The 23153-nt window shown below is 59.7% G+C and carries 24 protein-coding genes and 1 tRNA gene; 13 read left to right on the top strand and 12 right to left on the bottom strand.

The window, feature by feature from the left end:
* Position 1: 1 nt before the first annotated feature.
* Both OKC43_RS18090 and orn read right to left on the bottom strand, forming a co-directional pair.
* Positions 2 to 74, bottom strand: a tRNA-Gly gene (locus OKC43_RS18090).
* A gap of 178 nt (positions 75 to 252) precedes the next feature.
* Complete coding sequence (gene orn / locus OKC43_RS18085; protein WP_064341069.1) at positions 253 to 798, bottom strand: oligoribonuclease; 546 nt, start codon at positions 796 to 798, stop codon at positions 253 to 255.
* A 91-nt stretch (positions 799 to 889) separates the two neighbouring features.
* Between orn and rsgA the strand changes: the two genes are divergently transcribed.
* The 5 genes from rsgA to OKC43_RS18060 are packed head-to-tail and all read left to right on the top strand — an operon-like array spanning position 890 to position 3724.
* Complete coding sequence (rsgA, locus tag OKC43_RS18080; protein WP_162850486.1) at positions 890 to 1924, top strand: small ribosomal subunit biogenesis GTPase RsgA; 1035 nt, start codon at positions 890 to 892, stop codon at positions 1922 to 1924.
* 28 nt (positions 1925 to 1952) lie between these two features.
* Positions 1953 to 2825, top strand: coding sequence for an archaetidylserine decarboxylase (gene asd, locus OKC43_RS18075; protein ID WP_026034874.1), 873 nt, complete (start codon positions 1953 to 1955; stop codon positions 2823 to 2825).
* Positions 2822 to 3091 (top strand): VF530 family DNA-binding protein, encoded by a 270-nt coding sequence (locus OKC43_RS18070; RefSeq protein WP_005338981.1) that lies wholly within the window; start codon positions 2822 to 2824, stop codon positions 3089 to 3091. The genes asd and OKC43_RS18070 overlap by 4 nt, the downstream gene beginning before the upstream one ends.
* Positions 3081 to 3332 carry a DUF2960 domain-containing protein gene (locus OKC43_RS18065; protein ID WP_005338984.1) on the top strand — a complete coding sequence of 84 codons (252 nt, stop codon included), beginning with the start codon at positions 3081 to 3083 and terminating at the stop codon, positions 3330 to 3332. The genes OKC43_RS18070 and OKC43_RS18065 overlap by 11 nt, the downstream gene beginning before the upstream one ends.
* Before the next feature lie 2 nt (positions 3333 to 3334).
* The gene (locus tag OKC43_RS18060) at positions 3335 to 3724 is read left to right on the top strand and encodes a hypothetical protein (protein WP_005358367.1); all 390 of its coding nucleotides are present in this window, start codon (positions 3335 to 3337) and stop codon (positions 3722 to 3724) included.
* Positions 3725 to 3820: 96 nt separating this feature from the next.
* Here the strand turns inward: OKC43_RS18060 and OKC43_RS18055 are convergent, their stop codons facing one another.
* From OKC43_RS18055 to gpt, 5 genes are all read right to left on the bottom strand, one after another.
* Positions 3821 to 5074 (bottom strand): glutamate-5-semialdehyde dehydrogenase, encoded by a 1254-nt coding sequence (locus OKC43_RS18055; RefSeq protein ID WP_236271663.1) that lies wholly within the window; start codon positions 5072 to 5074, stop codon positions 3821 to 3823.
* Positions 5075 to 5108: 34 nt separating this feature from the next.
* Positions 5109 to 6212, bottom strand: coding sequence for a glutamate 5-kinase (proB, locus tag OKC43_RS18050; RefSeq protein WP_005338991.1), 1104 nt, complete (start codon positions 6210 to 6212; stop codon positions 5109 to 5111).
* 179 nt (positions 6213 to 6391) lie between these two features.
* Positions 6392 to 6784, bottom strand: coding sequence for a sigma factor-binding protein Crl (gene crl, locus OKC43_RS18045; RefSeq protein ID WP_005339003.1), 393 nt, complete (start codon positions 6782 to 6784; stop codon positions 6392 to 6394).
* Positions 6785 to 6846: 62 nt separating this feature from the next.
* Positions 6847 to 8115, bottom strand: coding sequence for an esterase FrsA (frsA, locus tag OKC43_RS18040; RefSeq protein WP_005349360.1), 1269 nt, complete (start codon positions 8113 to 8115; stop codon positions 6847 to 6849).
* Between the two features lie 172 nt (positions 8116 to 8287).
* Positions 8288 to 8755: a xanthine phosphoribosyltransferase gene (gpt, locus tag OKC43_RS18035; RefSeq protein ID WP_005339007.1), complete on the bottom strand. Its 468-nt coding sequence runs from the start codon at positions 8753 to 8755 to the stop codon at positions 8288 to 8290.
* A 947-nt stretch (positions 8756 to 9702) separates the two neighbouring features.
* Here gpt and OKC43_RS18030 point away from each other — a divergent pair.
* A complete protein-coding gene (locus OKC43_RS18030) occupies positions 9703 to 11154 on the top strand; it encodes an aminoacyl-histidine dipeptidase (protein WP_139740052.1) in 1452 nt (483 codons plus the stop codon).
* An 81-nt stretch (positions 11155 to 11235) separates the two neighbouring features.
* Here OKC43_RS18030 and djlA read toward each other — a convergent pair whose 3' ends face one another.
* From djlA to OKC43_RS18015, 3 genes are read right to left on the bottom strand one after another with little or no spacing between them, the layout of a single operon-like run.
* Positions 11236 to 12069 carry a co-chaperone DjlA gene (gene djlA / locus OKC43_RS18025; RefSeq protein WP_236271662.1) on the bottom strand — a complete coding sequence of 278 codons (834 nt, stop codon included), beginning with the start codon at positions 12067 to 12069 and terminating at the stop codon, positions 11236 to 11238.
* Positions 12070 to 12088: 19 nt separating this feature from the next.
* Positions 12089 to 12757, bottom strand: coding sequence for an N-acetylmuramate alpha-1-phosphate uridylyltransferase MurU (murU, locus tag OKC43_RS18020; RefSeq protein WP_270660233.1), 669 nt, complete (start codon positions 12755 to 12757; stop codon positions 12089 to 12091).
* The gene (locus OKC43_RS18015; protein ID WP_270660231.1) at positions 12754 to 13764 is read right to left on the bottom strand and encodes an aminoglycoside phosphotransferase family protein; all 1011 of its coding nucleotides are present in this window, start codon (positions 13762 to 13764) and stop codon (positions 12754 to 12756) included. The genes murU and OKC43_RS18015 overlap by 4 nt, the downstream gene beginning before the upstream one ends.
* Before the next feature lie 174 nt (positions 13765 to 13938).
* Here OKC43_RS18015 and lptD point away from each other — a divergent pair, with 174 nt between their 5' ends.
* The 6 genes from lptD to OKC43_RS17985 are packed head-to-tail and all read left to right on the top strand — an operon-like array spanning position 13939 to position 20700.
* On the top strand, positions 13939 to 16383 hold the full coding sequence (gene lptD, locus OKC43_RS18010) for an LPS assembly protein LptD (RefSeq protein ID WP_150390305.1): 2445 nt from the start codon (positions 13939 to 13941) through the stop codon (positions 16381 to 16383).
* 26 nt (positions 16384 to 16409) lie between these two features.
* On the top strand, positions 16410 to 17708 hold the full coding sequence (gene surA / locus OKC43_RS18005; protein ID WP_005349338.1) for a peptidylprolyl isomerase SurA: 1299 nt from the start codon (positions 16410 to 16412) through the stop codon (positions 17706 to 17708).
* Entirely contained in the window at positions 17708 to 18703 is a 996-nt protein-coding gene (gene pdxA / locus OKC43_RS18000; RefSeq protein ID WP_005349322.1) for a 4-hydroxythreonine-4-phosphate dehydrogenase PdxA, read from the top strand. The genes surA and pdxA overlap by 1 nt, the downstream gene beginning before the upstream one ends.
* On the top strand, positions 18693 to 19505 hold the full coding sequence (gene rsmA, locus OKC43_RS17995; protein ID WP_005339016.1) for a 16S rRNA (adenine(1518)-N(6)/adenine(1519)-N(6))-dimethyltransferase RsmA: 813 nt from the start codon (positions 18693 to 18695) through the stop codon (positions 19503 to 19505). Before pdxA ends, rsmA begins: the two co-directional genes overlap by 11 nt.
* Before the next feature lie 4 nt (positions 19506 to 19509).
* Complete coding sequence (gene apaG, locus OKC43_RS17990; RefSeq protein ID WP_031227971.1) at positions 19510 to 19872, top strand: Co2+/Mg2+ efflux protein ApaG; 363 nt, start codon at positions 19510 to 19512, stop codon at positions 19870 to 19872.
* Positions 19873 to 19878: 6 nt separating this feature from the next.
* Complete coding sequence (locus OKC43_RS17985) at positions 19879 to 20700, top strand: symmetrical bis(5'-nucleosyl)-tetraphosphatase (RefSeq protein WP_005358331.1); 822 nt, start codon at positions 19879 to 19881, stop codon at positions 20698 to 20700.
* 125 nt (positions 20701 to 20825) lie between these two features.
* On the opposite strand, the gene OKC43_RS17980 is transcribed toward OKC43_RS17985, so the two are convergent.
* Together OKC43_RS17980 and OKC43_RS17975 are read right to left on the bottom strand one after the other, a co-directional pair.
* On the bottom strand, positions 20826 to 21326 hold the full coding sequence (locus OKC43_RS17980) for a 2TM domain-containing protein (protein ID WP_021231934.1): 501 nt from the start codon (positions 21324 to 21326) through the stop codon (positions 20826 to 20828).
* Between the two features lie 172 nt (positions 21327 to 21498).
* Positions 21499 to 22488 carry a luciferase-like monooxygenase gene (locus OKC43_RS17975; protein WP_236271659.1) on the bottom strand — a complete coding sequence of 330 codons (990 nt, stop codon included), beginning with the start codon at positions 22486 to 22488 and terminating at the stop codon, positions 21499 to 21501.
* Between the two features lie 305 nt (positions 22489 to 22793).
* On the opposite strand from OKC43_RS17975, the gene OKC43_RS17970 reads away from it, so the two are divergent.
* The gene (locus OKC43_RS17970) at positions 22794 to 23132 is read left to right on the top strand and encodes a hypothetical protein (RefSeq protein ID WP_101531091.1); all 339 of its coding nucleotides are present in this window, start codon (positions 22794 to 22796) and stop codon (positions 23130 to 23132) included.
* Positions 23133 to 23153 lie beyond the last annotated feature (21 nt).

Genomic DNA, 23153 nt, shown 5'->3' with positions numbered 1-23153 from the left:
GAGCGGGAAACGAGACTCGAACTCGCGACCCCGACCTTGGCAAGGTCGTGCTCTACCAACTGAGCTATTCCCGCAACTACCTTAAAACAGGCCGTACAGCATTTGGTTGCTTGCGCTACTGTACGGGAGCCGAATTATAAGAGCAGTCATTCCAATTGCAAGGGCTTTTTTGTCTGGTTGCGCGCGTTCGCTCAAAAGCTGGCCGAACTGTCGATTTTAGCAGCCAGAGTATGACAAACCCTTGCCGGGGAATCAGATCTTGAAGACGTGGCTACGATAGAACTGCAACTCGGCGATGGATTCGCGGATATCGTCCAGCGCCTGGTGGGTGCCGCTCTTCTTGAACTGATCCAGCAACTCCGGCTGCCAGCGGCGTACCAGCTCCTTGATAGTGCTGACGTCGACGTTGCGGTAGTGGAAGAAGGCTTCCAGCTCGGCCATGTGCTTGACCATGAAGCGGCGATCCTGACCGATGCTGTTGCCGCACAGCGGGCTGGTGCGCTCCGGCACCCACTGGCGAATGAAGTCGAGGGTCTCGGCAATGGCTTTCGCCTCGTCGTGCTGACTCGCCTTGACCCGGGCCACCAGACCGCTCTTGGTATGGGTGTTGACGTTCCAGTCGTCCATCTTGGCCAGCTCTTCATCACTCTGATGAATGGCGATGACCGGCCCTTCGGCCAGTACGTTCAGATCCTTGTCGGTGACTATGGTGGCAATCTCCAGTACCACGTTCTCTTCGGGGTCGAGACCCGTCATCTCCATGTCGATCCATACCAGGTTCTGCGCGCTGACTGTCATGATTGCTCTCTCTATTGGGAGGAATGGCGGAATTTTGCCAATTTGCATGTATCATACTGGCTTTGGATCTGTTCATAAACTGGCGAATCGAGTGGCAAAGAAAGCAAAACTCAATCTGGGTCAACAAAGGCGCGTCCAGGCCAACCGCGAACGGCGGCTGCAAAAAGATCACACCACAGTGGTGGATGACACCCTGTTTGGCCCCGCCATCGAAGGGGTGGTGATCAGCCGTTTTGGTCAGCACGCAGACGTGGAAGCGGTCGATGGCACCATCCACCGCAGCAACCTGCGGCGCAGCAGCATCAGCAGTCTGGTGTGTGGCGACAAGGTGGTGTGGCGTCCCGGCCTCAATACCGCGACAGCGGGCGTCATCGAGGCGGTGCATCCGCGTCACTCGGTACTGACCCGGCCGGACTTCTACGACGGGGTCAAACCCATCGCAGCCAACATCGACCAGATCATCATCGTCTCGGCGGTGATGCCCGAGTTCTCCACCAACATCGTCGACCGCTATCTGGTGGCCGCCGAGGATGTGGAGATCCGCCCCCTCATCGTGCTGAACAAGGTCGATATGCTCGATGATGCCGCCAGAGCGCGCATCGAAAGCCAGCTCGAAACCTACCGCAAACTCAATTACGAGGTGCTGCTGGTGAGCTGCGAGAGCGGCGAAGGGCTGGATGAACTCAAGGCAGCCCTGACCGACAAGATCAGCATCTTCGTTGGCCAGTCCGGGGTGGGCAAATCCTCGCTTACCAACGCCCTGATGCCGGGGCTGGATGTGCTCACCGGCGAGATCTCAGAAAACTCGGGGCTCGGCCAGCACACCACCACCACGGCGCGGCTCTACCACTTCCCGAGCGGTGGCGATCTCATCGACTCCCCCGGGATCCGCGAGTTCGCCCTCTGGCATCTGGAGGCCGACCGCATCACCTGGTGCTTCGTCGAGTTTCGCGACTACCTGGGTGGCTGCAAGTTCCGCGACTGTACCCACAAGGACGATCCCGGCTGTGCCCTGCGCGCCGCGGTCGACGCGGGCGCCATCAGCGCCGATCGCTTCCACAACTATCACCGCATCCTGGAAACCATGCAGGAAGCCCGTCACGGTCGCCAGCAAGCGCGCCTGTGACCCTAATAAACCTACGTTGATGATGAACATGAGCATTACTGACAACCTGAAAATTGCCGGTCAATACTGTCTGCCCAAGCACGCCCTCTCCCGTCTGATCGGCAAGTTTGCCGCCGCCGAAGCGGGCAACATCACCACCAAAGTGATCGAGGCTTTTATCAAGCAGTATCAGGTCGACATGAGCGAGGCGCTGCACGAGAGTCCGGCCCACTACAAGAGCTTCAACGAGTTCTTCACCCGTGAGCTCAAGCCCGGTATCCGCCCCGTGGTAGAAGATGCCATGACCCTGGCGCTGCCGGTGGATGGCACCGTCAGCCAGCTCGGCCCGATCCAGCAGGGTCGCATCATTCAGGCCAAGGGCCACGACTACAGCGCCCGCGAGCTGCTGGGCGGCTATGAGGATCTGGTTGCGCCGTTCAAGGATGGCGACTTCGCCACCATCTATCTGGCGCCCAAGGATTACCACCGCATCCACATGCCGCTGGACGGCGTGCTGGAGAGCATGGTGTTCGTGCCGGGGGATCTCTTCTCCGTCAACCCGCTCACCGCCGAGAATGTGCCGAACCTGTTTGCCCGTAACGAGCGAGTGGTGGCCACCTTCCGCACCCCACACGGCCCCATGGCGCTGGTGCTGGTCGGTGCCACTATCGTGGCCAGCATCGAGACCATCTGGGCCGGCAACATTGCGCCGACCAAAGAGAAGAAGGTGGTGCGCTGGGATTACACCGGCGATGAGGCCATTACCCTGCAGAAAGGCGCCGAGATGGGCCTGTTCAAGCTGGGCAGCACCGTGGTCTGCCTGTTTGGGCCGGGCATGCTGGCCGGTTTCGAGCCCCATCTGGCCAATGGCGTCACCACCCGTATGGGTCAGCCCTTTGCCAAGCTGGCGGAGCAGGCATGAGCGAGCAACCGAACGCCTCGCAGAAGAACAACCCGCTGCACGGGCTGACTCTGGAAGCCATCGTCACCGCGCTGGTCGAATACTACGGCTGGGAAGAGCTGGGGCAGCAGATCAATATCCGCTGCTTCACCGATAATCCCAGCATCAAGTCCAGCCTGAAGTTCTTGCGCAAGACCCCCTGGGCTCGGGAGAAGGTCGAAAGCCTCTACCTCTACGTCCAGCGCAAGCAAGCCAAATCGAAGAAGGAAGGGCAAGATGGCCTTTAAGATTACGTACACCTATAAAAAACAGGCCAAAGAGATCGGCTACGCGAACGACAAGTTCCGCAGCATCTACGACGCCATCGCCGCTGCCGAAGGGCTGGACCTCACCAGTTTTCACGCCATGGAGGCCCAGCTGGCTCAGGTTTGTCGCCGTGACAAGAAAAGCGTGAAGGATTACCAGGAGAACTACTTCAAAGAGTTGGGATTCTCCAACATCGTCATCGAACGGGATCTTCAGGAGTAACCATGCGCACCTTGACCCTGATGGCCGCCTCTCTGCTGCTGGCGGCATGCAGTACACCGGAACAACATCTGGTGGGCAGCGATCGCGACAGCCACGGCTGTATCGGCAGTGCGGGCTATCAGTGGTCAGCGCTGACTGGCAAATGTGTGCGCCTGTTTGATGAAGGTATCCGGCTCAATCCAACCGATGCCAGCCAGACCAGCAGCGCCTTCGTGATGTTCAATGCCGACCAGACGCAGGCCGAATTGCATCTGCCAAGCGGCGAGCAGCACCTGCTGACCCGTCAAGGTGCGGAGGGCAACTGGTCGTGGCAGGGCAGCGGCTACACCCTCTTTATCTGGAAGGGTTATGTGCTCAAGCACGGTGACAAGGCGCTCTATCACGGGGAATAACCCCGTGCGATAGCGCACTGCGTGGTATCGGCACGATACCCGCGAAAAAAATGCCGACCCTGTGGTCGGCATTTTTGTTTTTGCAACAGCCTGTTATCAGGCACGGCTGAGGTAATCGGCCTGTCCCACCCACTTGTAGCTGGTGAGCTCGGTCAACCCCATGGGGCCACGGGCATGCAGCATCTGGGTCGACACCGCCACTTCAGCGCCCAGACCAAACTGGCCACCATCGGTGAAACGGGTGGAGGCGTTGACATAGACAGCCGCCGAACCGGCGCCATTGACGAAACGCTCGGCGTTGGCCAGATCGTTGGTCAGGATGGCATCGGAGTGGCCGGCGTTGTGCTCGCGCATATGGGCCAGCGCTTCGTTGACGTCTGCCACTAGCTTGACCCCCAGGGTCAGCCCGAGCCACTCGGTATCGAAATCCTCCGGCCCTGCCTCGCACAGGTTGTCGGCACCCGCCAGCAGCGCCATGGCGTTGGGCGCGGCCACCAGCGTCACCTTGCGCTCGTTCATCAGCGTCACCAGTTGCGGCAGGAAGGTGGCGGCCACCTTCTCGTGTACCAGCAGAGTATCGAGGGCATTGCAGGCGGAGGGACGTTGCACCTTGGCGTTGTCGATAACCGCCAGAGAGCGCACCAGATCGGCACTCTCGTCGACGAAGATGTGGCTGATGCCAAAGCCGCCGATGATGACCGGAATGGAGCTGTTCTCCTTGCACATCTTGTGCAGGCCGGCACCTCCGCGAGGGATGATCATGTCCACATAGCGGTCGAGACGCAGCAACTCGCCGACCAGCGCCCGATCTGGGTTGTCGATGTACTGCACCGCCGCCTCGGGCAGACCGGAGGCCGCCAAGGCATGCTGGATCACCCGCACCAGCTCCAGATTGGAGTGGAAGGTCTCGCGCCCACCACGCAATATGCTGGCGTTGCCAGTCTTGAGGCAGAGGCTGGCGATATCGATGGTGACGTTGGGGCGCGCCTCGTAGATGACGCCGATAACCCCGATGGGCACCCGGCGACGAGAGAGCCGCAGGCCATTTTCCAGCACCCGGCTATCCATTTCGGCGCCGACCGGGTCATCCAGCGTGATCACCTTGCGCACATCCGCCACAATCCCGGCCAGCCGGGCCGGATTGAGCAGCAGGCGATCCAGCATGGCTTCTGACAAGCCAACCTCACGACCGGCGGCAATATCTTTCGCGTTGGCCGCGAGGATCTGTTCACTGCGCGCCTCCAGCTCGTTGGCAATGGCAGCCAGCGCCCGATTCTTCTGCGCCGTGCTGACGGTAGCCAACTGATAGGCGGCTTCTCGGGCCGCCTGCCCCATTTTCTCCAGACTCATTTCGGTTCCCTTTGTTCATACCGTGCAGCTCTGATTAGAGCAGCACCATATCGTCTCGATGGATAGCCACAGAGCCGTAGCCATAGCCCAATACCTGTTCAATCTGATCAGAGTGGACGCCGCGCAGCTTATCCAGCTCCAGATGGTCGTAACGGCAGATGCCACGGGCCAACTCGGCGCCTTTGGGATCGAGGATCCGCACCACATCGCCCCGAATAAAGTCACCCTTGACCGCGACGATCCCCTTGGGCAGCAGGCTGGAGCCTTTATCCTTCATGGCGGCGACAGCCCCCTGATCCACATGCACTTCGCCGTGAGGGGGTGGGCCTGCCAGGATCCAGCTCTTACGCCCTTCCAGCGGGGACGCCAGCGCCGGGAACAGGGTGCCAATCCGCTCGCCCTTGGCGAGACGGCCGATCACCTCCGGCATCTGGCCGGTCGCGATCACCACGTTGACGCCGGCGCGGCGTGCCACATCTGCGGCCTGCAGCTTGGTAGCCATGCCGCCGGTGCCGAGGCCGCTGACACTGTCACCCGCCAGCGAGCGCAGGGTATCGTCGATGGTCTGCACCTCTTCAATGAGCTGGGCGTCGGGATTGGTGCGCGGATCGGCGGTAAACAGCCCCTTCTGGTCTGTCAGCAGGATCAGCAGGTCAGCATCCGCCAGAATGGCGGCCCGTGCGGAGAGGTTGTCGTTGTCGCCGACCTTGATCTCGGCGGTCGCCACCGCATCGTTTTCGTTGATCACCGGAATAATGCGGTGATCGAGCAGGGTGCGCATGGTGTCGCGGGCGTTGAGGTAGCGCTCCCGATCTTCCAGATCGGCGCGGGTCAGCAGCATCTGGCCGATATGCAGACCGTAGAGATTGAACAGATCCTGCCATACCCGAATAAGCTGGGTCTGACCAACCGCCGCCAGCATCTGCTTGTTGGGCAGGGTTGGCGCAAGTGGCGGGTGACCCAGATGTTCACGCCCGGCGGCGATAGCACCTGATGTGACGACCACGACCCGATGGCCGTGACGGTGCAAGGCCGCACACTGTCTGACCAGCTCGACCATATGGGCACGATTGAGCTGGGAAGACCCCCCTGTGAGCACGCTGGTGCCCAACTTGACGACTATGGTTCTGTTTTCCATGGGAGCATAAAGGCTAAAAAAGTAAGGAATATCTTTATACCCACGGCCATGGTGCCCTGCAAGGCAATTAACGCCGGGGTGAGGAGATGGGGCAAAGCCCGGATGATTGCGGTCGGAAGGGGAGATGGCTGACTGATGGCCCGGCAAACAGCGGGATGCTGCTCGCCGGACATCAGGGATCAAGCGGCGGTCACGGTCAACTCATTGGTGACCTGATCCGCTGGCGCTAACTGACACTCCAGAGCCGTCAGTTTGTCGCTGATGAGCTTGTAGAAACGGTTGAGGGTCCGCTCCACTTCTACCTGGTGCTTCTTGGGGATCGGCTTGTCCAGCCACTCACCATCAGCATTGTAGAAACCGAGCTGATAGTGGTAACGGAAATGGTGATCGTCCTGCTCCAGCACCAGCCACCAGCCCCAGAACTCCCGCTTGTCCGGCGCCGGCTTGGCGCTGACACAGACCGACAGGCAATCGAAACGATAACGCCCCTCTTCGCAGAGATCTTCGCGCAAATAGGGGCCAATGGCAGCAAACTGCCTCAGCAGTCGCTTGTAGGTCACTCTTTCAGACATGTTAACCTCCCTGTTAAACAAGCCGCGCCACCTCGGGATGGCGTCAGTTCTTTAGCGCAATGTCAGGTACACAAATGCTGTTTCAGCCACTCGACGATTTCGTCCAGTGCCTTGTCATACACCTCCAGCAAAGGCTGTTTGTCGAAAACGATGGCCTTGCCGTTACGACTGGCCGCCGCCAATGCCCGTACATCCTGCTCGGGACAAATAAAATCTCGCTTGTGTCCAATACTCAATATCGGCACAGAGGTGCGAGTCCCCAGTAATCCTTGTGTTTTAAGTGAAAAAACCTGGCACTTGGTACGCATGCCGTCCCACTGCGCCGCATCCGCCCCCAACCGGTTGGCCAGACTGTCCCGCATCATGCGCGGACACTTGGCAAACAGCTCCTGATTGGTAAACACCTGATTAACCCCGGCGCCGACACAAACCACGGTGCGCAGCTTAAAGGGTTCGATAAAGGCCAGTCTGGCTGCGATATTGCCCGCCAGACGCATCCCCACCATGGCGATACGCTGATGATCGACCCAAGCCACTTCGGAGAGGTAATGGAGCACCGCCTGATGGAGACGGCTGGTATCCTGCACCAGTGGCCAATGCTCGGCATAGCCGACCCCGGGCATATCGAGGGAGAGCATGCCGATACCGTTGGGCTCGAGCCGTTTGAGATAGAAGTTGAGGAAATCGAGCTGCAGGGAGTCGATCCCGCCGCTGATGATCACCAGCGGCACCGGTTTTTCGGTCGTCGGCAGGTGGAGATAACCCTGAATATGCTTGCCGCGAAAAGGCACCTGGATCTCTTTGAGCGGCACCTTGAACAGGCGACCCGCCTCGCGATAGGCCATGTTACCGAGCAGCTGGGCCTGATCCGCCAGCTCGTCATCCTTGAGATGGGGATAGCTGGCGATGGAGTAGTAGCGCACCGCCTTGAGCAGCTGTTTCAAGGCGCCAGAAGGATCACCCTTCTCGCGCAGTTCGCGGCCCTGCTTGAAATAGTTGCCAGCCACCTGGCTCCACTCGTAGATCCAGTTGCCGGGCACATAGCCCTTGATGGTATCGAGATAGCAATCGTGGGTGCGCTCGCCGGTCGCCATGGCGATACGGGCCAGGGTCTGCTCCACTTCGATGGGATCAGCCCCCTGCCAAGTCCAGGAGGGGCGGCGCAGCAGGCGATACCAGCTCTTTGACATGGATCCGTCGATAAACATCTCGTCTGACTCGGCTTGCGCCAGATCAGCCGCACTGGAGTTGGAGATCTCGGATGTTTCCAATACCTTCTTGACGCGGGTAAAGAGCTGTTCGGTCAGGTTTAGGTCTTCGTTCAAGTCCAAGATAGTATCCCATTCATATCAGGCAATAGCTCATCTTAACCACTTTTACTGCCCATCAGCCACCCTGCAACAGATTGATACACAAAAAAACAGGGCTCCAAATTGGAGCCCTGTGAAACCATTATTGCCGGTTGCGACCAATGGACGCAGTGAGCGTCACATCCCGATCCCGTTACTTTTCGTCGCAGATCGGTGTGGCGAACTCCAGTGCCATATCCCACGGCTGTTCGATCCAGGTATCCTGCGGGATCGCCACTTCGAAATCGTCCAGCAGCGCTTCGCCCATCGGCTTGGCGAAAATCGCGATGAACTTGGCTTTCGGGTAGAGCTCGCGGATCGCCTTGGCGGTAGTGCCGGTATCCACCAGATCTTCCACCACCAACCAGCCTTCGCCGTCACCGGCGGTGGTGGCAGCCTTCACGACCACCAGCTCGCGCTGGCTGTCATGGTCATAGCTGGAGATGCAGAGGGTTTCCACATTACGAATGCCAAGTTCACGGGCCATCAGGGCTGCGGGCACCAGGCCACCACGGCTGACCGCGATGATACCTTTCCACTGGCTGACAGGCAGCTGACGACGGGCCAGACGGCGAGCTTCACGTTGCAGGTTGTCCCACGACACATAGAACTTTTTCGGCATGTTATCGATCTCGAATAGTTATTTAAAAACAATCACTTAAAATAACAACATCCGCAATTATCCCTGCGGATGCCAGTAAATGGCGGCCCTTGCCCGACTGAATTCAGATTGCACTTCGGCTGCCTCAGGGCTAAGCCTCGGCAGCAAATCTGATAACAATGGAAGCAAGATGGGCTTATCCGGCGATCGGTTAGATGATGTGTCCAAACCGCGGACAGGCTGTTGGGCCGATATGATAGCACCGTTTGCAGAGAAAATGCCTGGCAAACGTATGCCAAAAACAGGAAAAATCGGCATCACCCTCTCCATTCGGCACATCTAGAGCGCCAAACGACTAACCTGCCGTCCCTGCTGCCGAGTCCTAATGGGCTGTGCGGCAAATCGCAGATAAAAAAATAGCAGGGGGAGGTTTAACCTCACGCACCTGCTGCTTTCTCGCCTCTGCCTGGTTGGGCAGCTCGTCTTAGCGACGAGTGACGAAGGGATTAGGGTAGCTGAAACCCTGGGTATACAAAGAGGGGGCAAACCAATAGGTTGAGTTGCTGCCTGGCATATTGAAACTCCTGATTGCTTAACAAGTTACGTACCTTTAATGCGGGCTCAAATCCTTGAACGAACACTCGGTTCCATGGAGGCGCACTTGCTTTGCTTCGGTTCCCTGGAGGCTTTCATCGTCATCCTGACGGGTGGCGAACCACGGGAGCTAATTTACCAGTCGGTGCGTTAAATTCAATATTTTTGTGAGATCGGTCACACATTTTCTTTTCTATCGGTCAGCGTCGTCCGAACCTGACGATCGTACTGCCTGGTTGCCATCAGCCAGCACAAGCTGCCTGCGATTTGCGCTGATTGCTCACATTTTTGTGTGATTGACTGTATTATCGTTATCCTCTTCCCCGGCCCGCTGATGGGGCCCTGTTAATTCCGTGCTGGTAAGGAGTCCCGACGTGGCACAGCTTAGCTCTCTCTCTCCCAAACTGATTTGGCATTTCTTCGAACAGATCTGCTCCATTCCCCACCCTTCCAAACATGAAGCCAAACTGAGCGCCTGGATCATCCAATGGGCTCAAGGGGAAGGTCTGGCGGTCAAGCAGGACAAGGTCGGCAACATCATCATCAAGAAACCGGCCACCCCGGGGATGGAAAACCGCAAAGCCGTGGTACTGCAGGCCCACATCGACATGGTGCCGCAGGCCAACGCCGACACCAAACACGACTTCGCGACCGATCCCATCGATGCTTATGTCGATGGCGAGTGGGTCACTGCCCGTGGCACCACCCTGGGTGCCGACAACGGCATCGGCATGGCCGGTTGCCTGGCAGTACTGGCTGACAAGACCATCAAGCACGGCCCGCTGGAAGTGCTGCTGACCACAGACGAAGAGACCGGCATGACCGGCGCCTTCGGTCTGGAAGCGGGCTGGCTGGAGGGCGAAATTTTGCTCAACACCGACTCCGAAGAGGATGGCGAAGTCTATATGGGCTGCGCTGGCGGTGTGGATGCCAATATCCGCTTCCCGCTCGAGCTGGTTGATGCTGCTGAAGGTGAAGCGTTCGAACTGGCCGTAAAAGGGCTGCGTGGCGGTCACTCCGGTTGCGATATCCATCGCGGCCGTGGCAACGCCAACAAGCTGCTGGTGCGTCTGCTCAAAGCAGCCGAGCCACTGGGTGTTCGTCTGGCCGAGATCCACGGCGGCACCCTGCGCAACGCCATCCCGCGCGAAGCCCGTGCCACCCTGCTGGTGCCTGCTGCCAGCGTGAACGAGTTCAAGGCGCTGGTTGACCGCTACACCGGGATCTACCAGACCGAACTGGCCGCTACCGAGCCGAACCTGACCCTGCTGGTCAACAGCGCCGCTAAACCGGCCAAGCTGATGAGCGTCTCCCTGCAACAGCGCCTGCTGGATGCCCTGATGGCCTGCCCGAACGGCGTGATGCGCATGAGCGATGCCATGCCCGGCGTGACCGAAACCTCTACCAACCTGGGGGTCATCAAGACTCAGGATGGCGAAGTGTACGTCCAGTGCCTGATCCGCTCCCTGATCGACTCCGGCCGCGAGAGCATCGAGCAGATGACCCGCTCCCTGTTCACCCTGGCAGGCGCCAGCTGCGAATTCACCGGTGCCTACCCGGGTTGGGCGCCGAACGTGGACTCCCCCGTCATGGCGCTGGTACGCAATAGCTACCAGACCCTGTTCGGCACCATGCCCAACGTGATGGTGATCCACGCCGGCCTCGAGTGCGGTCTGTTCAAGAGCGCCTATCCGGAGTGGGACATGGTCTCCTTCGGCCCGACCATCCGCGGTGCCCACTCCCCTGACGAGAAGGTACATATCCCGGCGGTCGAGCGTTTCTGGCAACTGCTGGTGCACGTACTGGAAGCGATTCCGGCCAAATAACCCGGCCTACGCCACACGGCAAAGCAAAGCCCCGCACTGCTGCGGGGCTTTTTATTGTCTGTTCCAACCTGACGTTGGCGCTTACCGGATGCCGCGGGCCTCGCGGATCCACTCCCAGGCTTGCTGGATCTCCTGGGTCTTCTCCTTGGCCATCTCCATCATCTCCGGCGGCAACCCTTTGGCGGCCAGCTTGTCCGGGTGATGTTTGCTCATCTCCTTGCGGTAGGCGCGCTTGATATCCTGATCGCTGTCGCTCTCGCTCACCCCCAGCAACTGGTAAGCATTCTTGAGGCGCTCCGCAGAGGGTGCCGCCTGCCGATACTGCTGGCCACCGGAATGGCCCCCCTGATACTGGCCATGGGCCTGATTGAAGAAGTTCATCTGCGCTTCAGCCATCGCCAGAATGCGGGCCAGCTCGATGCGGCTGAAGCCCAGTTCGTCGGCAATGGTGTGCAGAATGGCGCGCTCGCCCTCCTCTACCCGCCCGTCGGCAAAGGCCGCCTGCAGTTGTACCTCGAGGAAGAAGCGCAGAATATCGCGCTGCCCCAGACTGGCACGGCGGAACTCGGCCAGGGTCTCGCGCAGCGGGAAGTCGGCCTCCTTACCGAGACGAAACGACTCCTGTGCCCGGGCACGCTGCTCCCCCACCAATCGCATCCGATCCATCAGGTTGGAGGCAACCCGGATCTCCTGCTCGGTCACCTGACCGCTGGACTTGGCGATGTGACCCATCACCGAGAAGGTGGCATGGAAGAAGACGGCTTGCTGCTCCTGACTCGGACCGCGACGAAACGCCCCCTGCAGCCCCATGCCACGGTCGAAACGGTGGCCGATCCAGAGGCCAATCAGGGCGCCGATGATATTGCCGAGCAGAAAACCGAAGAAGGCGCCCAGCACCTTACCCCAAATACGCATGGTTCAAGACCTCTTGAAGTTAATGAGTGCGGGTCTGGAGCTGGTCATCCAGCTCGCGCAGTCGATCGACCGTGCCGATATCGCGCCACTCGCCAGCGAGCAGGCTGCCGCCTACCCGCCCTTGCGCCATCCAGTCACGCAGCAGGGGCGCCAGCTTGCGGGCGCCGCCCGCGAGACCGGCAAAGGCCGCCGGATCATATAGTCCGACCCCGCTGAAGGTAAACGCTGGCGTATCCATGACTCGCCCCCCTTCCAGGGCAAAGTCCCCACTCGGGTGCTGGGGCGGATTGGGCACCAGCCAGAGGTGGGCCAGATCATCGCCAAGGGGCTGGCTGACCAGAGTGTGATAATCGAGATCGAGCCAAGTATCGCCGTTGATCACCAAAAAAGCTTCAGAGCCCAGCAGCGGCAGCGCCTGCACTATACCGCCCGCGGTCTCCAGTGCGCTCTCCTCGGCTGACCAGTGGATGGTCACGCCAAGCGCACTGCCATCACCCAGGCTCTCGACCAGCTTGTGGCCGAGCCAGGCATGGTTGATCACCAGCTCGGTCACGCCAGCGGCTTTGAGTTTTTCGATGTGATGAACGATGAGCGGCTTGCCCCCCACCGCCAGCAGCGGCTTGGGCAGCAGGTCGGTCAGCGGGCGCATCCGCTCGCCACGGCCAGCGGCCAGGATCATCGCCTTCATGATTTAACTCCAGCATTGGCGATCCCCGGCAACACCACCTGCTCCAACCACTGACCAAAACGGGCCAATACCGGGTAGGCACTACCATGAGTGCGACAGACATCCACCACATAGCCGAGGGTGCGGGGAATATCCTTGAGATAGCCGGACTTGCCGTCGCGATGATAGAGCCGGGTAAAGATTCCGGCCGCTTTGAGGTGGCGCTGCATGCCGGTCAGGTCGGCATCACGACGGAAACTGGCATAATCGAGCTCGCCAAGCAGACCCGCCTGTTGCAGGGTGACAAAGCCGTGGCGCATCCCTTCATCGATCACCTCGTCCGGCCAGCGCACGTAGCAATCTTTCAGCAGGGAGACCAGGTCATAGGTAAGCGGCCCGATGACCATATCCTGAAAATCGATGATGGCCAGCCGGCCGCTCTCGGGGGTATCACCGCCACACACCATCAGGTTGCGACTGTGGAAATCACGGTGCATGACCCCTTGCGGCTGAGCCAGATTGCAGGCGGTGAGGCAGGCAAAGGTCTCGTCCAGCAGTTGCTGCTCTTCATGGCTCAGGGTCAGCTGCAGATGATGACCCAGCAGCCACTCGGGGAAAATGCTGTTCTCCCGCGCCATAAAAGCCGCATCGAAGGGTTCAAGCGCCAGTTCAACCGCCCCCAGGCGGGGCAGCAAATCAATCGCCTTGCCATACCAGGCCAGCACATTGTGCTCGTTCAGGCAGCTGATCAGCTGGGTATCGCCCAGATCACTGACCGCCAGCAGCCCCTGTTCGTAGTCCACCGCCTTCACCTCTGGCGCCAACAGCTGACGCGCCTGCAAGGCGGCCGCGTTACGAACAAACTCATGATTTTTTTCGGTTTTCGGATTGGCATCCACCCACACCAGACCACCACCACGAGAGTAGCGGCGGAAGCTGGCATCACCGGAAATGAGGGTAAGCGTGAGAGTGGCATCACCGGAAATACGGCGTGCCCACTGCAATAGCAGGGAATCGCGATCGTGCATAAGTAGAGGACCAAGGTGGAAAGCAGCACTTGGCTGTTAGCCCTGGCCGCAATAATGCTTTATCATTGCCGGCTAACATAAAGCAATGACATGCAATGTCAACTCGATGAAACCTGTCGTAAAATGCATGCCTTGGATCAACCGTATCTATCACGGATTGCACGAGTCTTTCACATGACAAAATGGACACTGGGGTACCGCTATCCCATCGCCCTGACTATCAGCCTGGCCCCCGCACTCACCCCTATGATGGTGCAGGCGGCTCCGTTCGAAGCGCCGCCAGCCACCGGCATTCTAGATAGTCTCTGCTATGACTATGTTCCCAAGATAGAGAAGCCTGCATCGGATCAGGATGCCAACGCGCAGCCGGTCGAGGTTGATGCCGACCGTCTCGAAGCCAAACAGGGCGGCACCGCCGTCTATGAAGGTGACGTCAAGGTTCGTCAGGGTGTTCGCAAGTTTGACTCCGACTATGCCCAGCTCGACCAGAAGAGCCGGGATGTCATCGCCATCGGCAACATCTATTACAACGACGGTCAGGTGACCGTCACCAGCGACAAGACTCTCAAATCCAACCTGGATACCAAGAACTCCGAACTGGAAGAGGGCAAGTATCAGGTGCATGGCTCACCGGTGCGCGGCTTTGCCAAGCGCGTGGTGATGACCAACAACAACCAGAACATCACCATGGAGGGGGCCCAGTACACCACCTGCCCCCCCGGTCAGGAAGTGTGGACCCTCAAGGCGGGCAGCATCGACATCGACCAGAAAGAGGTGTTTGGCGAAGCCTGGAACGCCAGTCTCTGGCTTTACGACTATCCGGTGTTCTACTTCCCCTATATCAACTTCCCCATCAAGGATGAGCGGAAGACCGGTCTGCTCTACCCGGGCTACAAGCAGAGCTCCAGCAACGGCATGGATATCACCCAGCCCTTCTACTGGAACATAGCTCCCAACTACGATGCCACCATCACCTCCCGTTTTATGGACAAACGCGGCCTGATGGAACAGGTGGAGTTCCGCTACATGCCGGACCCCGCCCACACCGGCACCCTCTATTTTGAAAATCTGGCGGATGACAAGCAGTACAGCCCGAGCAATCCGAGTCTGGCTGGCCTGTCCGATGGACATCGCTACCTGATGAACGTCCGCCACGGTTCCGCCCTGATGGATGGCAGCCTGCGTTTTGGTATCGACTACACCCAGGTGCGCGATAAGGATTACAACTACTTCAACGACTTCAGCCCGCAAGTGGGCACTCAGGTCGACAGCCAGTTGCAGCAATCCTTTACCGCCGGCTACTACCAGCCCAACTGGAACCTCACCTCCGAGGTGCGCCGCTACCAGATCCTGAGCCCATATGCGCTGCTGCCCCACGAGATGCTGCCGCGTATCGACTACAACTACTATCAGCAAGGCAAGTGGTTCGATCTGGCCTGGAACAGTGAACTAACCAAGTTTGGCTATGACAGTGGCAGTGCCGCCACTCTGCAAGCAGGTGAGCGCTATACCGCCACCCGCCTGCATCTGGCGCCAACCCTGACCGTGCCCCTGGTGGATGCACCGGGTTACTACCTGACCAGTCAGTACAAGCTGATGTTTACCTCCTACAACCAGGAGGTACCCGATAATCTGGTTAGCCAAGACCGCAACCGCTTCACCGATGCAGACAGCAAACAGCTGACCCTAAAAGAGGGCACCATTACCCGTACTCTGCCGTCCTTCCGCCTCAAGGGGGGCGTCAACTTCGATCGGCCGCTCGACTGGTATGATGGCAAGGGCACCCAAACCCTGGAACCCGAGTTCCAGTACCTCTATATCCCTTACAAAAATCAGGACGAGATCGGGATCTACGACTCCACCACCACCCGTCAGGATTACTACAGCCTGTTCAGTGACCGCCGCTTTGCCGGTCTCGACCGCATCAGCGATGCCAATCGGGTCACCGTTGGCCTGACCAGCCGGGTCTATGACAATGTGGGTGATGAACGGTTGCGTCTGGCGGTAGCCCAGGCCTTTGAGATGACGCCACCCAAGGTGCGCCTCTACCCTTCAAATCCGGAAAGTACCAACGCCCGCTCCCTGCTCTCGTTTGAGGGGGATGCCCGGATCACCGATGAGTGGTTTGCCCACGCGGGGACCCAGTACGATACCTCCGAGGGTGAATTTACGGCTGGCAACGGTGCAGTCGAGTACCGGACCGGCAAGCTGACCACTCAGGTCAACTACCGCTACATCAAGGATGGCAACCTGGACTATCGCTATCCGACCAACACGGCGCTGGCAGAAGATCTGAGCCAGGCGGGTCTGGTGATGATGGCGCCGATCGCCGATCAGTGGCAGATGTATGGCGGTTACTACCGTGACATCAAGCAGGATGTGAACATTGACCGCAAGATCGGTGTCAAATACGACTCCTGCTGCTGGAGCATCAACATGAGCCTGGAGTGGCACAATCAGCCGGACAACGTCACCCTGAAGCCCACTTCGGAAAAAGTCATTGGTCTGCAGTTTGAAATGAAGGGACTTGGCAGCGTGGGTACCGGTGGCCGCAGCGTCACCCTGGATACCGAGCTGTTGCCCTATGTTCGCCCGTTTAATCTGAAAGGCCAGCAATGATGCTGGCCCAGCCTTGAGAGATGGATATGAAAAAGACCCTGATTGCCCTGCTGACCGCGGGAATGTTCGGTGCCATGAGCCAGGCCGCACTGGCTGCGCCCGAGCTGATGGACAAGGTGCTGGCCGTGGTCAACAAGGACGTGGTGCTGTCCAGCCAACAGGACGCACTGGTCAACAAGGTAAAACTCTCCGCCCAGGAGAGCGGCCAGTCCCTGCCTGACGATGCCACCCTGCGCAAACAGGCGCTGGATCGCCTGATCCAGGAGAGCCTGCAGCTGCAACTGGCGGAGCGCCAGGGGCTGAAGATCAGCGACACCCAGCTGGAACAGGCTATTCAGGGCATCGCTGCCGACAACAAGATGACCCTGGATCAGCTGCGGGCCCAGCTCGCCCGTGAAGGGATGACCTATGCCCAATATCGGGAAGAGGTGCGCCGCGAGATCCTGATGAACGAGGTGCGCCGCAACCAGGTGCGCCGCCGTATCAACATCTCCGAGCAGGAGGTGAAGCAGGTGGTGGAGATCCTGAAGAAACAGGGTCAACAGCAGAACGAATACCACGTCGGCCATATCCAGATTGCCCTGCCGGACAACCCCACAGCCGCCCAGCTGGATGCCGCCAAGAGCAAGATCGAGCGCATTCTGGCCGCCCTCAAGCAAGGTGCCGACTTCCGCAAACTGGCCATTGCCGAGAGTAATGGTCCCAAGGCGCTGGAAGGGGGTGATTGGGGCTGGATGAGCCCGCAAGAGATGCCGACCCTGATGGCGGAAGCGGTGCAAGGCGCCAAGAAGGGCGACATCGTCGGCCCGCTGCGCTCCGGCGCCGGCCTGCACATCGTCAAAGTGTTCGACACCAAGGGTCAGCAACAAGTGATGCAGACCGAGGTGAAGGCACGTCACATCCTGATCAAGCCCTCCATCATCCTGAGCGAAGAGAAAGCCAAGGGGATGCTGGATGGCATTCTGCACGACATCAAGAGCGGCAAGGCCAGCTTCGCCAGCATGGCGGAGAAGTACTCCGAAGATCCGGGCTCTGCGGTGCAGGGTGGCGAACTGGGCTGGTCTGATCCCAACGTCTATGTCCCTGAGTTCCGCGACATGGTCAACCGTCTGCAACCGGGCCAGATCAGTGCCCCGTTCCGTACCAGCCATGGCTGGCACATCGTGCAGGTGGAAGATCGCCGCAGCCAGGATGCGACCGACAAGGCTCAGGAGCAGCGCGCCTACCAGCTGATCTACAACCGTCGCTTCGTGGAAGAGTCCCAGGCGTGGCTGGATGAGTTGCGTGACGAAGCCTACATCCAGATCGAAGGAGCCGGTAGCTGATGAGCTGCCGTCGCCTTGCCGTTACCCCGGGCGAACCGGCCGGGATCGGCCCGGACCTGGTGCTGCAGATTGCCCAGCAGGATTGGCCCCACCAGTTGGTGGTGATCGCCGATCCGGCGCTGCTGCGCGAGCGGGCAACCCTGCTGGGGCTGCCCATCGAGCTTGAGCCCTACGATGCCGCCGCCCCTGCCCGCCCCCAGCGGGCGGGCACTCTGACCGTCTGTCCGGTCACCCTCGGCGCCTCTGTGGTGCCGGGCGAGCTGAACGAAGGCAATGGCGCCTATGTACTGGCGACCCTGCAGCGCGCCTGTGATGGCAACATGAGCGGCGAATTTGCCGCCGTGGTGACCGGACCGGTGCACAAGGGGATCATCAACCAGGCCGGGGTCTCGTTCAGTGGCCACACCGAGTTCTTTGCCCAGCAATCCAACACCGCCGATGTGGTAATGATGCTGGCAACCGAGGGGCTGCGGGTCGCACTGGCGACTACCCATATTCCGCTGGCCTATGTAGCGATGGCCATCACCGAGGATCGCCTCGGCAAGGTGATCCGGATCCTCAATGAGGATCTCGCCACCAAGTTTGGCATCGCCAAACCCCGTATTTACGTCTGCGGCCTCAACCCCCACGCCGGGGAAGGTGGCCATCTCGGACGTGAAGAGATTGACGTGATCGAGCCCGCTCTGGCCACCCTGCGCCAGGAAGGGATCGATCTGGTCGGCCCCTTGCCGGCCGACACCCTGTTCCAGGAGAAATACCTCAAGGATGCGGATGCGGTACTCGCCATGTACCACGACCAGGGGCTGCCCGTGCTCAAGTACAAGGGCTTCGGCAGTTCGGTCAATATCACCCTGGGGCTTCCCTTCATCCGCACTTCGGTGGATCACGGCACCGCGCTGGATCTGGCAGGCAAGGGCCTGGCCGATCCGGGCAGCCTTGTCACCGCGATTAACCACGCCATCAAGATGGTAGAGAAAAAAAGATATGAGCAGTAAGGTGCACATGGGCCACACGGCCCGTAAGCGTTTCGGTCAGAACTTCTTGCACGACCGGTATGTGATCGATCAGATCGTCGCCGCCATCAACCCGCAGCCGGGTCAGAATCTGGTGGAGATCGGTCCGGGTCTGGCCGCGCTGACCGAGCCGGTTGCCGCCCAGATGGACAAAATGACCGTGGTCGAGCTTGACCGGGACCTGGCAGCGCGCCTGCGCGAGCACCCGACTCTCAAAGACAAGCTGACCGTCATCGAAGCCGATGCCATGCGTTTCGACTTCGGCACCCTGATGGGTGAAGGCAAGGGGCCGCTGCGCATCTTCGGCAACCTGCCCTACAACATCTCCACCCCGCTCATCTTCCACCTGTGCGAGTTTGCCGACCGGGTTGAAGACATGCACTTCATGCTGCAAAAGGAAGTGGTGTTGCGTCTGGCAGCAGGCCCGGGCAGCAAGGCTTATGGCCGTCTGAGCGTGATGACCCAGTACTACTGCCAGGTGGTGCCGGTGCTGGAAGTGGGCCCGGGCGCCTTCAAACCAGCGCCGAAAGTGGACTCTGCCGTAGTTCGCCTGATCCCGCACAAGAATCCGACCATAGTCGCAAAAGACATTCGTTGTCTGAATCGCGTCTGTACCGAAGGCTTTGGCCAGCGTCGCAAGACCATCCGCAACAGCTTCTCCAACTTCATCACCGACGCCCAGCTGACCGAGCTTGGTATCGATGGCAACCTGCGCCCGGAGAATCTCTCCCTCGAGCAGTTTGTCATGATCGCCAACTGGCTGGCGGATCAGCAACAGGCCTGATCCTGTGGCACTCCCGCACATCGAGATCCGCCCATATCCCGTGTATGTGGCGGGCTCCAAAGACCCTTACCAGTTTCACTATCTGATCGAGATTGAGAATCTGGGGCCCGGCCCGGTGCAACTGCTGCATCGGCGCTGGCTCATCACCGATGCCAATGGCAAGATGCTGGAAGTGGCAGGCCCGGGCGTGGTCGGGGAACAACCCGTCATTGCCGAAGGTGAGACCTACCGCTACCAGAGCGGCGTGCCGCTGGCGACCCCGCTCGGGGTGATGGAAGGGAGCTATACCCTGCAAGATGGCTCTGGTCAGCAGTTCGAGGCGCCTATCGCCCCCTTCACGCTGGCCATCCCCAATATTATCAACTGAGGTTTCATGGCGAACTGTTTTGTCGGTGACATCCAGGGCTGTTACGACGACTTGCGCCGTCTGCTGGATCTTGCCGCGTTCGATCCCGAAAATGACGTGCTTTGGCTCTGCGGCGATCTGGTCGCCCGCGGCCCGGACTCCCTCAATACCCTGCGTTTTGTCAAAGGGCTGGGCAACCGCGCCGTTACCGTGCTCGGCAACCACGACCTGCACCTGCTGGCGGTCGCCGATGGCGTTGCACCGCTCAAGAAGAAAGACAAGCTGCAAAGCCTGATGGATGCCCCTGATCGGGATGAACTGCTGGAGTGGCTGCGCCACCGCCCGCTGCTGGCCGAACATCCGGACCTGCCCATCATGATGGTGCATGCCGGGATCTCCCCCGCATGGGATGTCCGCACCGCCCGCAACTGCGCCCGCGAGGTAGAGAGCCTGCTACGCGGTGACCAGTACAGCTGGCTGCTGCACAACATGTACGGCGACCAGCCCGATGGCTGGAAAGATGATCTGGTCGGGATCGACCGCTACCGCTACATCATCAACACCTTCACCCGGATGCGCTTCTGCTATTTCGATGGCCGACTCGACTTCAAATGCAAGAAGGGTCCCAAGGAGTCGACCCCGGGGCTGCGTCCCTGGTTCGAGCAGCGCGAGCATCACGTAGATGACCCCATTCTGGTGTTCGGCCACTGGGCCGCCCTGATGGGCAACACCGGCAAGAGCGATATCAAAGCGCTCGATACCGGCTGTGTCTGGGGCAACAGCCTCACCCTGTGGCGCTACGAGGATGATGCCCTGATCGCCACCCCCTGCCCGGTTCACGCCAGCTAGGGGGAGCACTGCAATCAGGCGGTCGCGATCGCTGCCGCACGGATTGCCACAACCCGTTCCAATAACAAAGCCCGGCTGGTTGCCGGGCTTGCTGTTTTAGGTTCCCAGTTTTCCGGCGAATGAAGTTACAACTTGCGCCCCAGCCGCTTCTCGATCTGGCGCCTCTCCCACTCGGGGCCAAACAGCTTGAAGGGCTGAAACACCCGAACAGCATGGGAGGCAAGTCCCAGCCCCCAACCCAGGGTTGGCCACCAGGCCCAGATGTACTCCGGATTGCTCAGGTAGTTGATGACAAACAGCCCGCAGATCACCACCACGTAGCTGGCGACATGGTGATAGAAGCCCTTGAGTTCCTCCACATAGCGCATTGCCGCCCGCTCCTCTGCCGATACCTGCACCGCATCCTGACCCATAGTGTCACTTCCTCTCATCTCGCGCTCCTGTTGCTCTGATCCATCCAGTTGAGCCACATCGAGTTCAAAGACGGCGGCCAGGGCCTTGAGAGATTCCAGTCCGGGTTGCTGCCCCTGCTCGATCCGCTGGATAGTGCGGACACTCAAACCAGTCAACGTTGCCAACTGATCCTGAGACCAACCCCGTTGCAATCTCAACTTCCTGACGATCATCTCGAACTCCTTGTGGTAATTGACAGGGCCAGCATAGGGCTTGCGCCGCGAAAGGTGACACGACAGATGGCCGACATCAACCTGACAACTCTTTAAAATCAATTGGTTGAATAAACATAAAGAGATATAAGGTCAAGCTCTGGCACACATGCAGATGTGCCCGGATGTGCCATCACAGGCTCTGCATCAGCTCGGCGGCAATCTCGAAAGAACGCAGTCGGGCCTGATGATCGACGATGGGCCCATTGAACATCAGCTCATCGGCACGGGTTTCCGCCAGCAGCGCCTTGAGGCCATGGCGGATCTGCTCCGGATCGCCCACCAGAGAGCGAGCCAGGGTCTGCTCCATCGCCATCAGCTCACGGGGCGCCCACTCGTCACCAAGCTGGACGACCGGCGCGGGCAGCTTGCCCGCATCACCGCGATGAAGGCGCAAGAACTGCTGCTGCACGGTAGTGAACTGGAAACGGGCCTCCCGCTCGCTGTCGGCGGCGATCATGTTGATGCAGACCACCGCATGGGGCTTGGGCCAGCGCGCAGAGGGGCGATACTGGCTGCGGTAGATCTCCAGCGCCTGCAGCAACATGGCGGGCGCGAAATGGGAAGCAAAACCGAATGGCAAGCCCATCGCCGCTGCAAGTTGCGCGCTGTAGAGGCTGGAGCCAAGCAGCCAGATGGGCAGATGCAGCCCCTGACCGGGCACCGCCTGCACCGTGCCGATCTCGTCGCCAAAGTAGCTCATCAGCTCACGCACATCGGCTGGGAAATCATCCACCTCGCCACTGCGCATACGTCGCAGCGCCCGCATGGTGCGCTGATCAGTACCGGGGGCGCGACCAAGGCCCAAATCGATGCGGTCGGGATAGAGCGAAGCCAAGGTGCCAAACTGCTCGGCAATCACCAGCGGCGAGTGGTTCGGCAGCATGATGCCACCCGCCCCGATCCGCAGAGTGGTGGTGGCTTCTGCCAGATGACCGATCAGCACCGAGGTAGCGGCACTGGCAATGCCCGGCATGTTGTGATGTTCGGCCAGCCAGTAGCGCTGGTAACCCCAACCCTCGGCATGGCGGGCAAGATCCCGTGAACGGCGAAACGACTCGGCAGGCACGGAACCTTCGGCAACAGGCACCAGATCGAGCACGGAATAGGGGATGGTAGACATGGGTCACTCCATTGATTTACAGACCAGTAACAAGTGGGGCAATGTAGCACGGGATACCTGAATGAATCACTATCTCCTGCCACACTCTGCCTGCCAAGTGGCAGCAATCGAACGGAACAAATCTCAGGCAATTATTGTTTGAATGCTCATCCTGCTGGCCGCGCAAGCCCGGGGGTGGATCATATTTTCTTACATTTGCGGGCTGGCCTGAGCGCCCCCGGCTGGTTATAACGGTGCCCCTATAGCGAAGGGGGAGCAACAGACTCCCCCTCACTCTTTGTCACACCACACTGTTCAGGTTATCTATGTCAAAACATCTCGTTCTGCTGGGCGCGCTGACGCTTTCCGGTTGCGCCCTGTTGTCTCCTCCCGCCCCCACCGTCACCCCGGTGCACCTTGCCGATCCCAGCCTGCGTGGCTTCTACATCGAGTGCAGCAGCATGAAAGCCTGCTTCCAGCAGGCCAACCAGACCTGCCCGCAAGGTTACAAGGAGACCGACCGCCGCCAGCAGACGCTCTACAGCACCCAGTATCTGGGGGGAAGCTATGACGACGAAAAGAAGGTCTACAAAGCAGCCAAGCCCTATCGCATCGCCAACACGGTCCACTCCCTGACTATCCAGTGTCCTGTCACTACAGGCTGAGCCAACCGAAGGGGTGCTCTC

Source organism: Aeromonas sp. Y289-2, from assembly GCF_027705925.1.
Lineage (GTDB): Bacteria > Pseudomonadota > Gammaproteobacteria > Enterobacterales > Aeromonadaceae > Aeromonas > Aeromonas veronii.
This window is presented reverse-complemented; position numbering and strand designations above follow the sequence as displayed.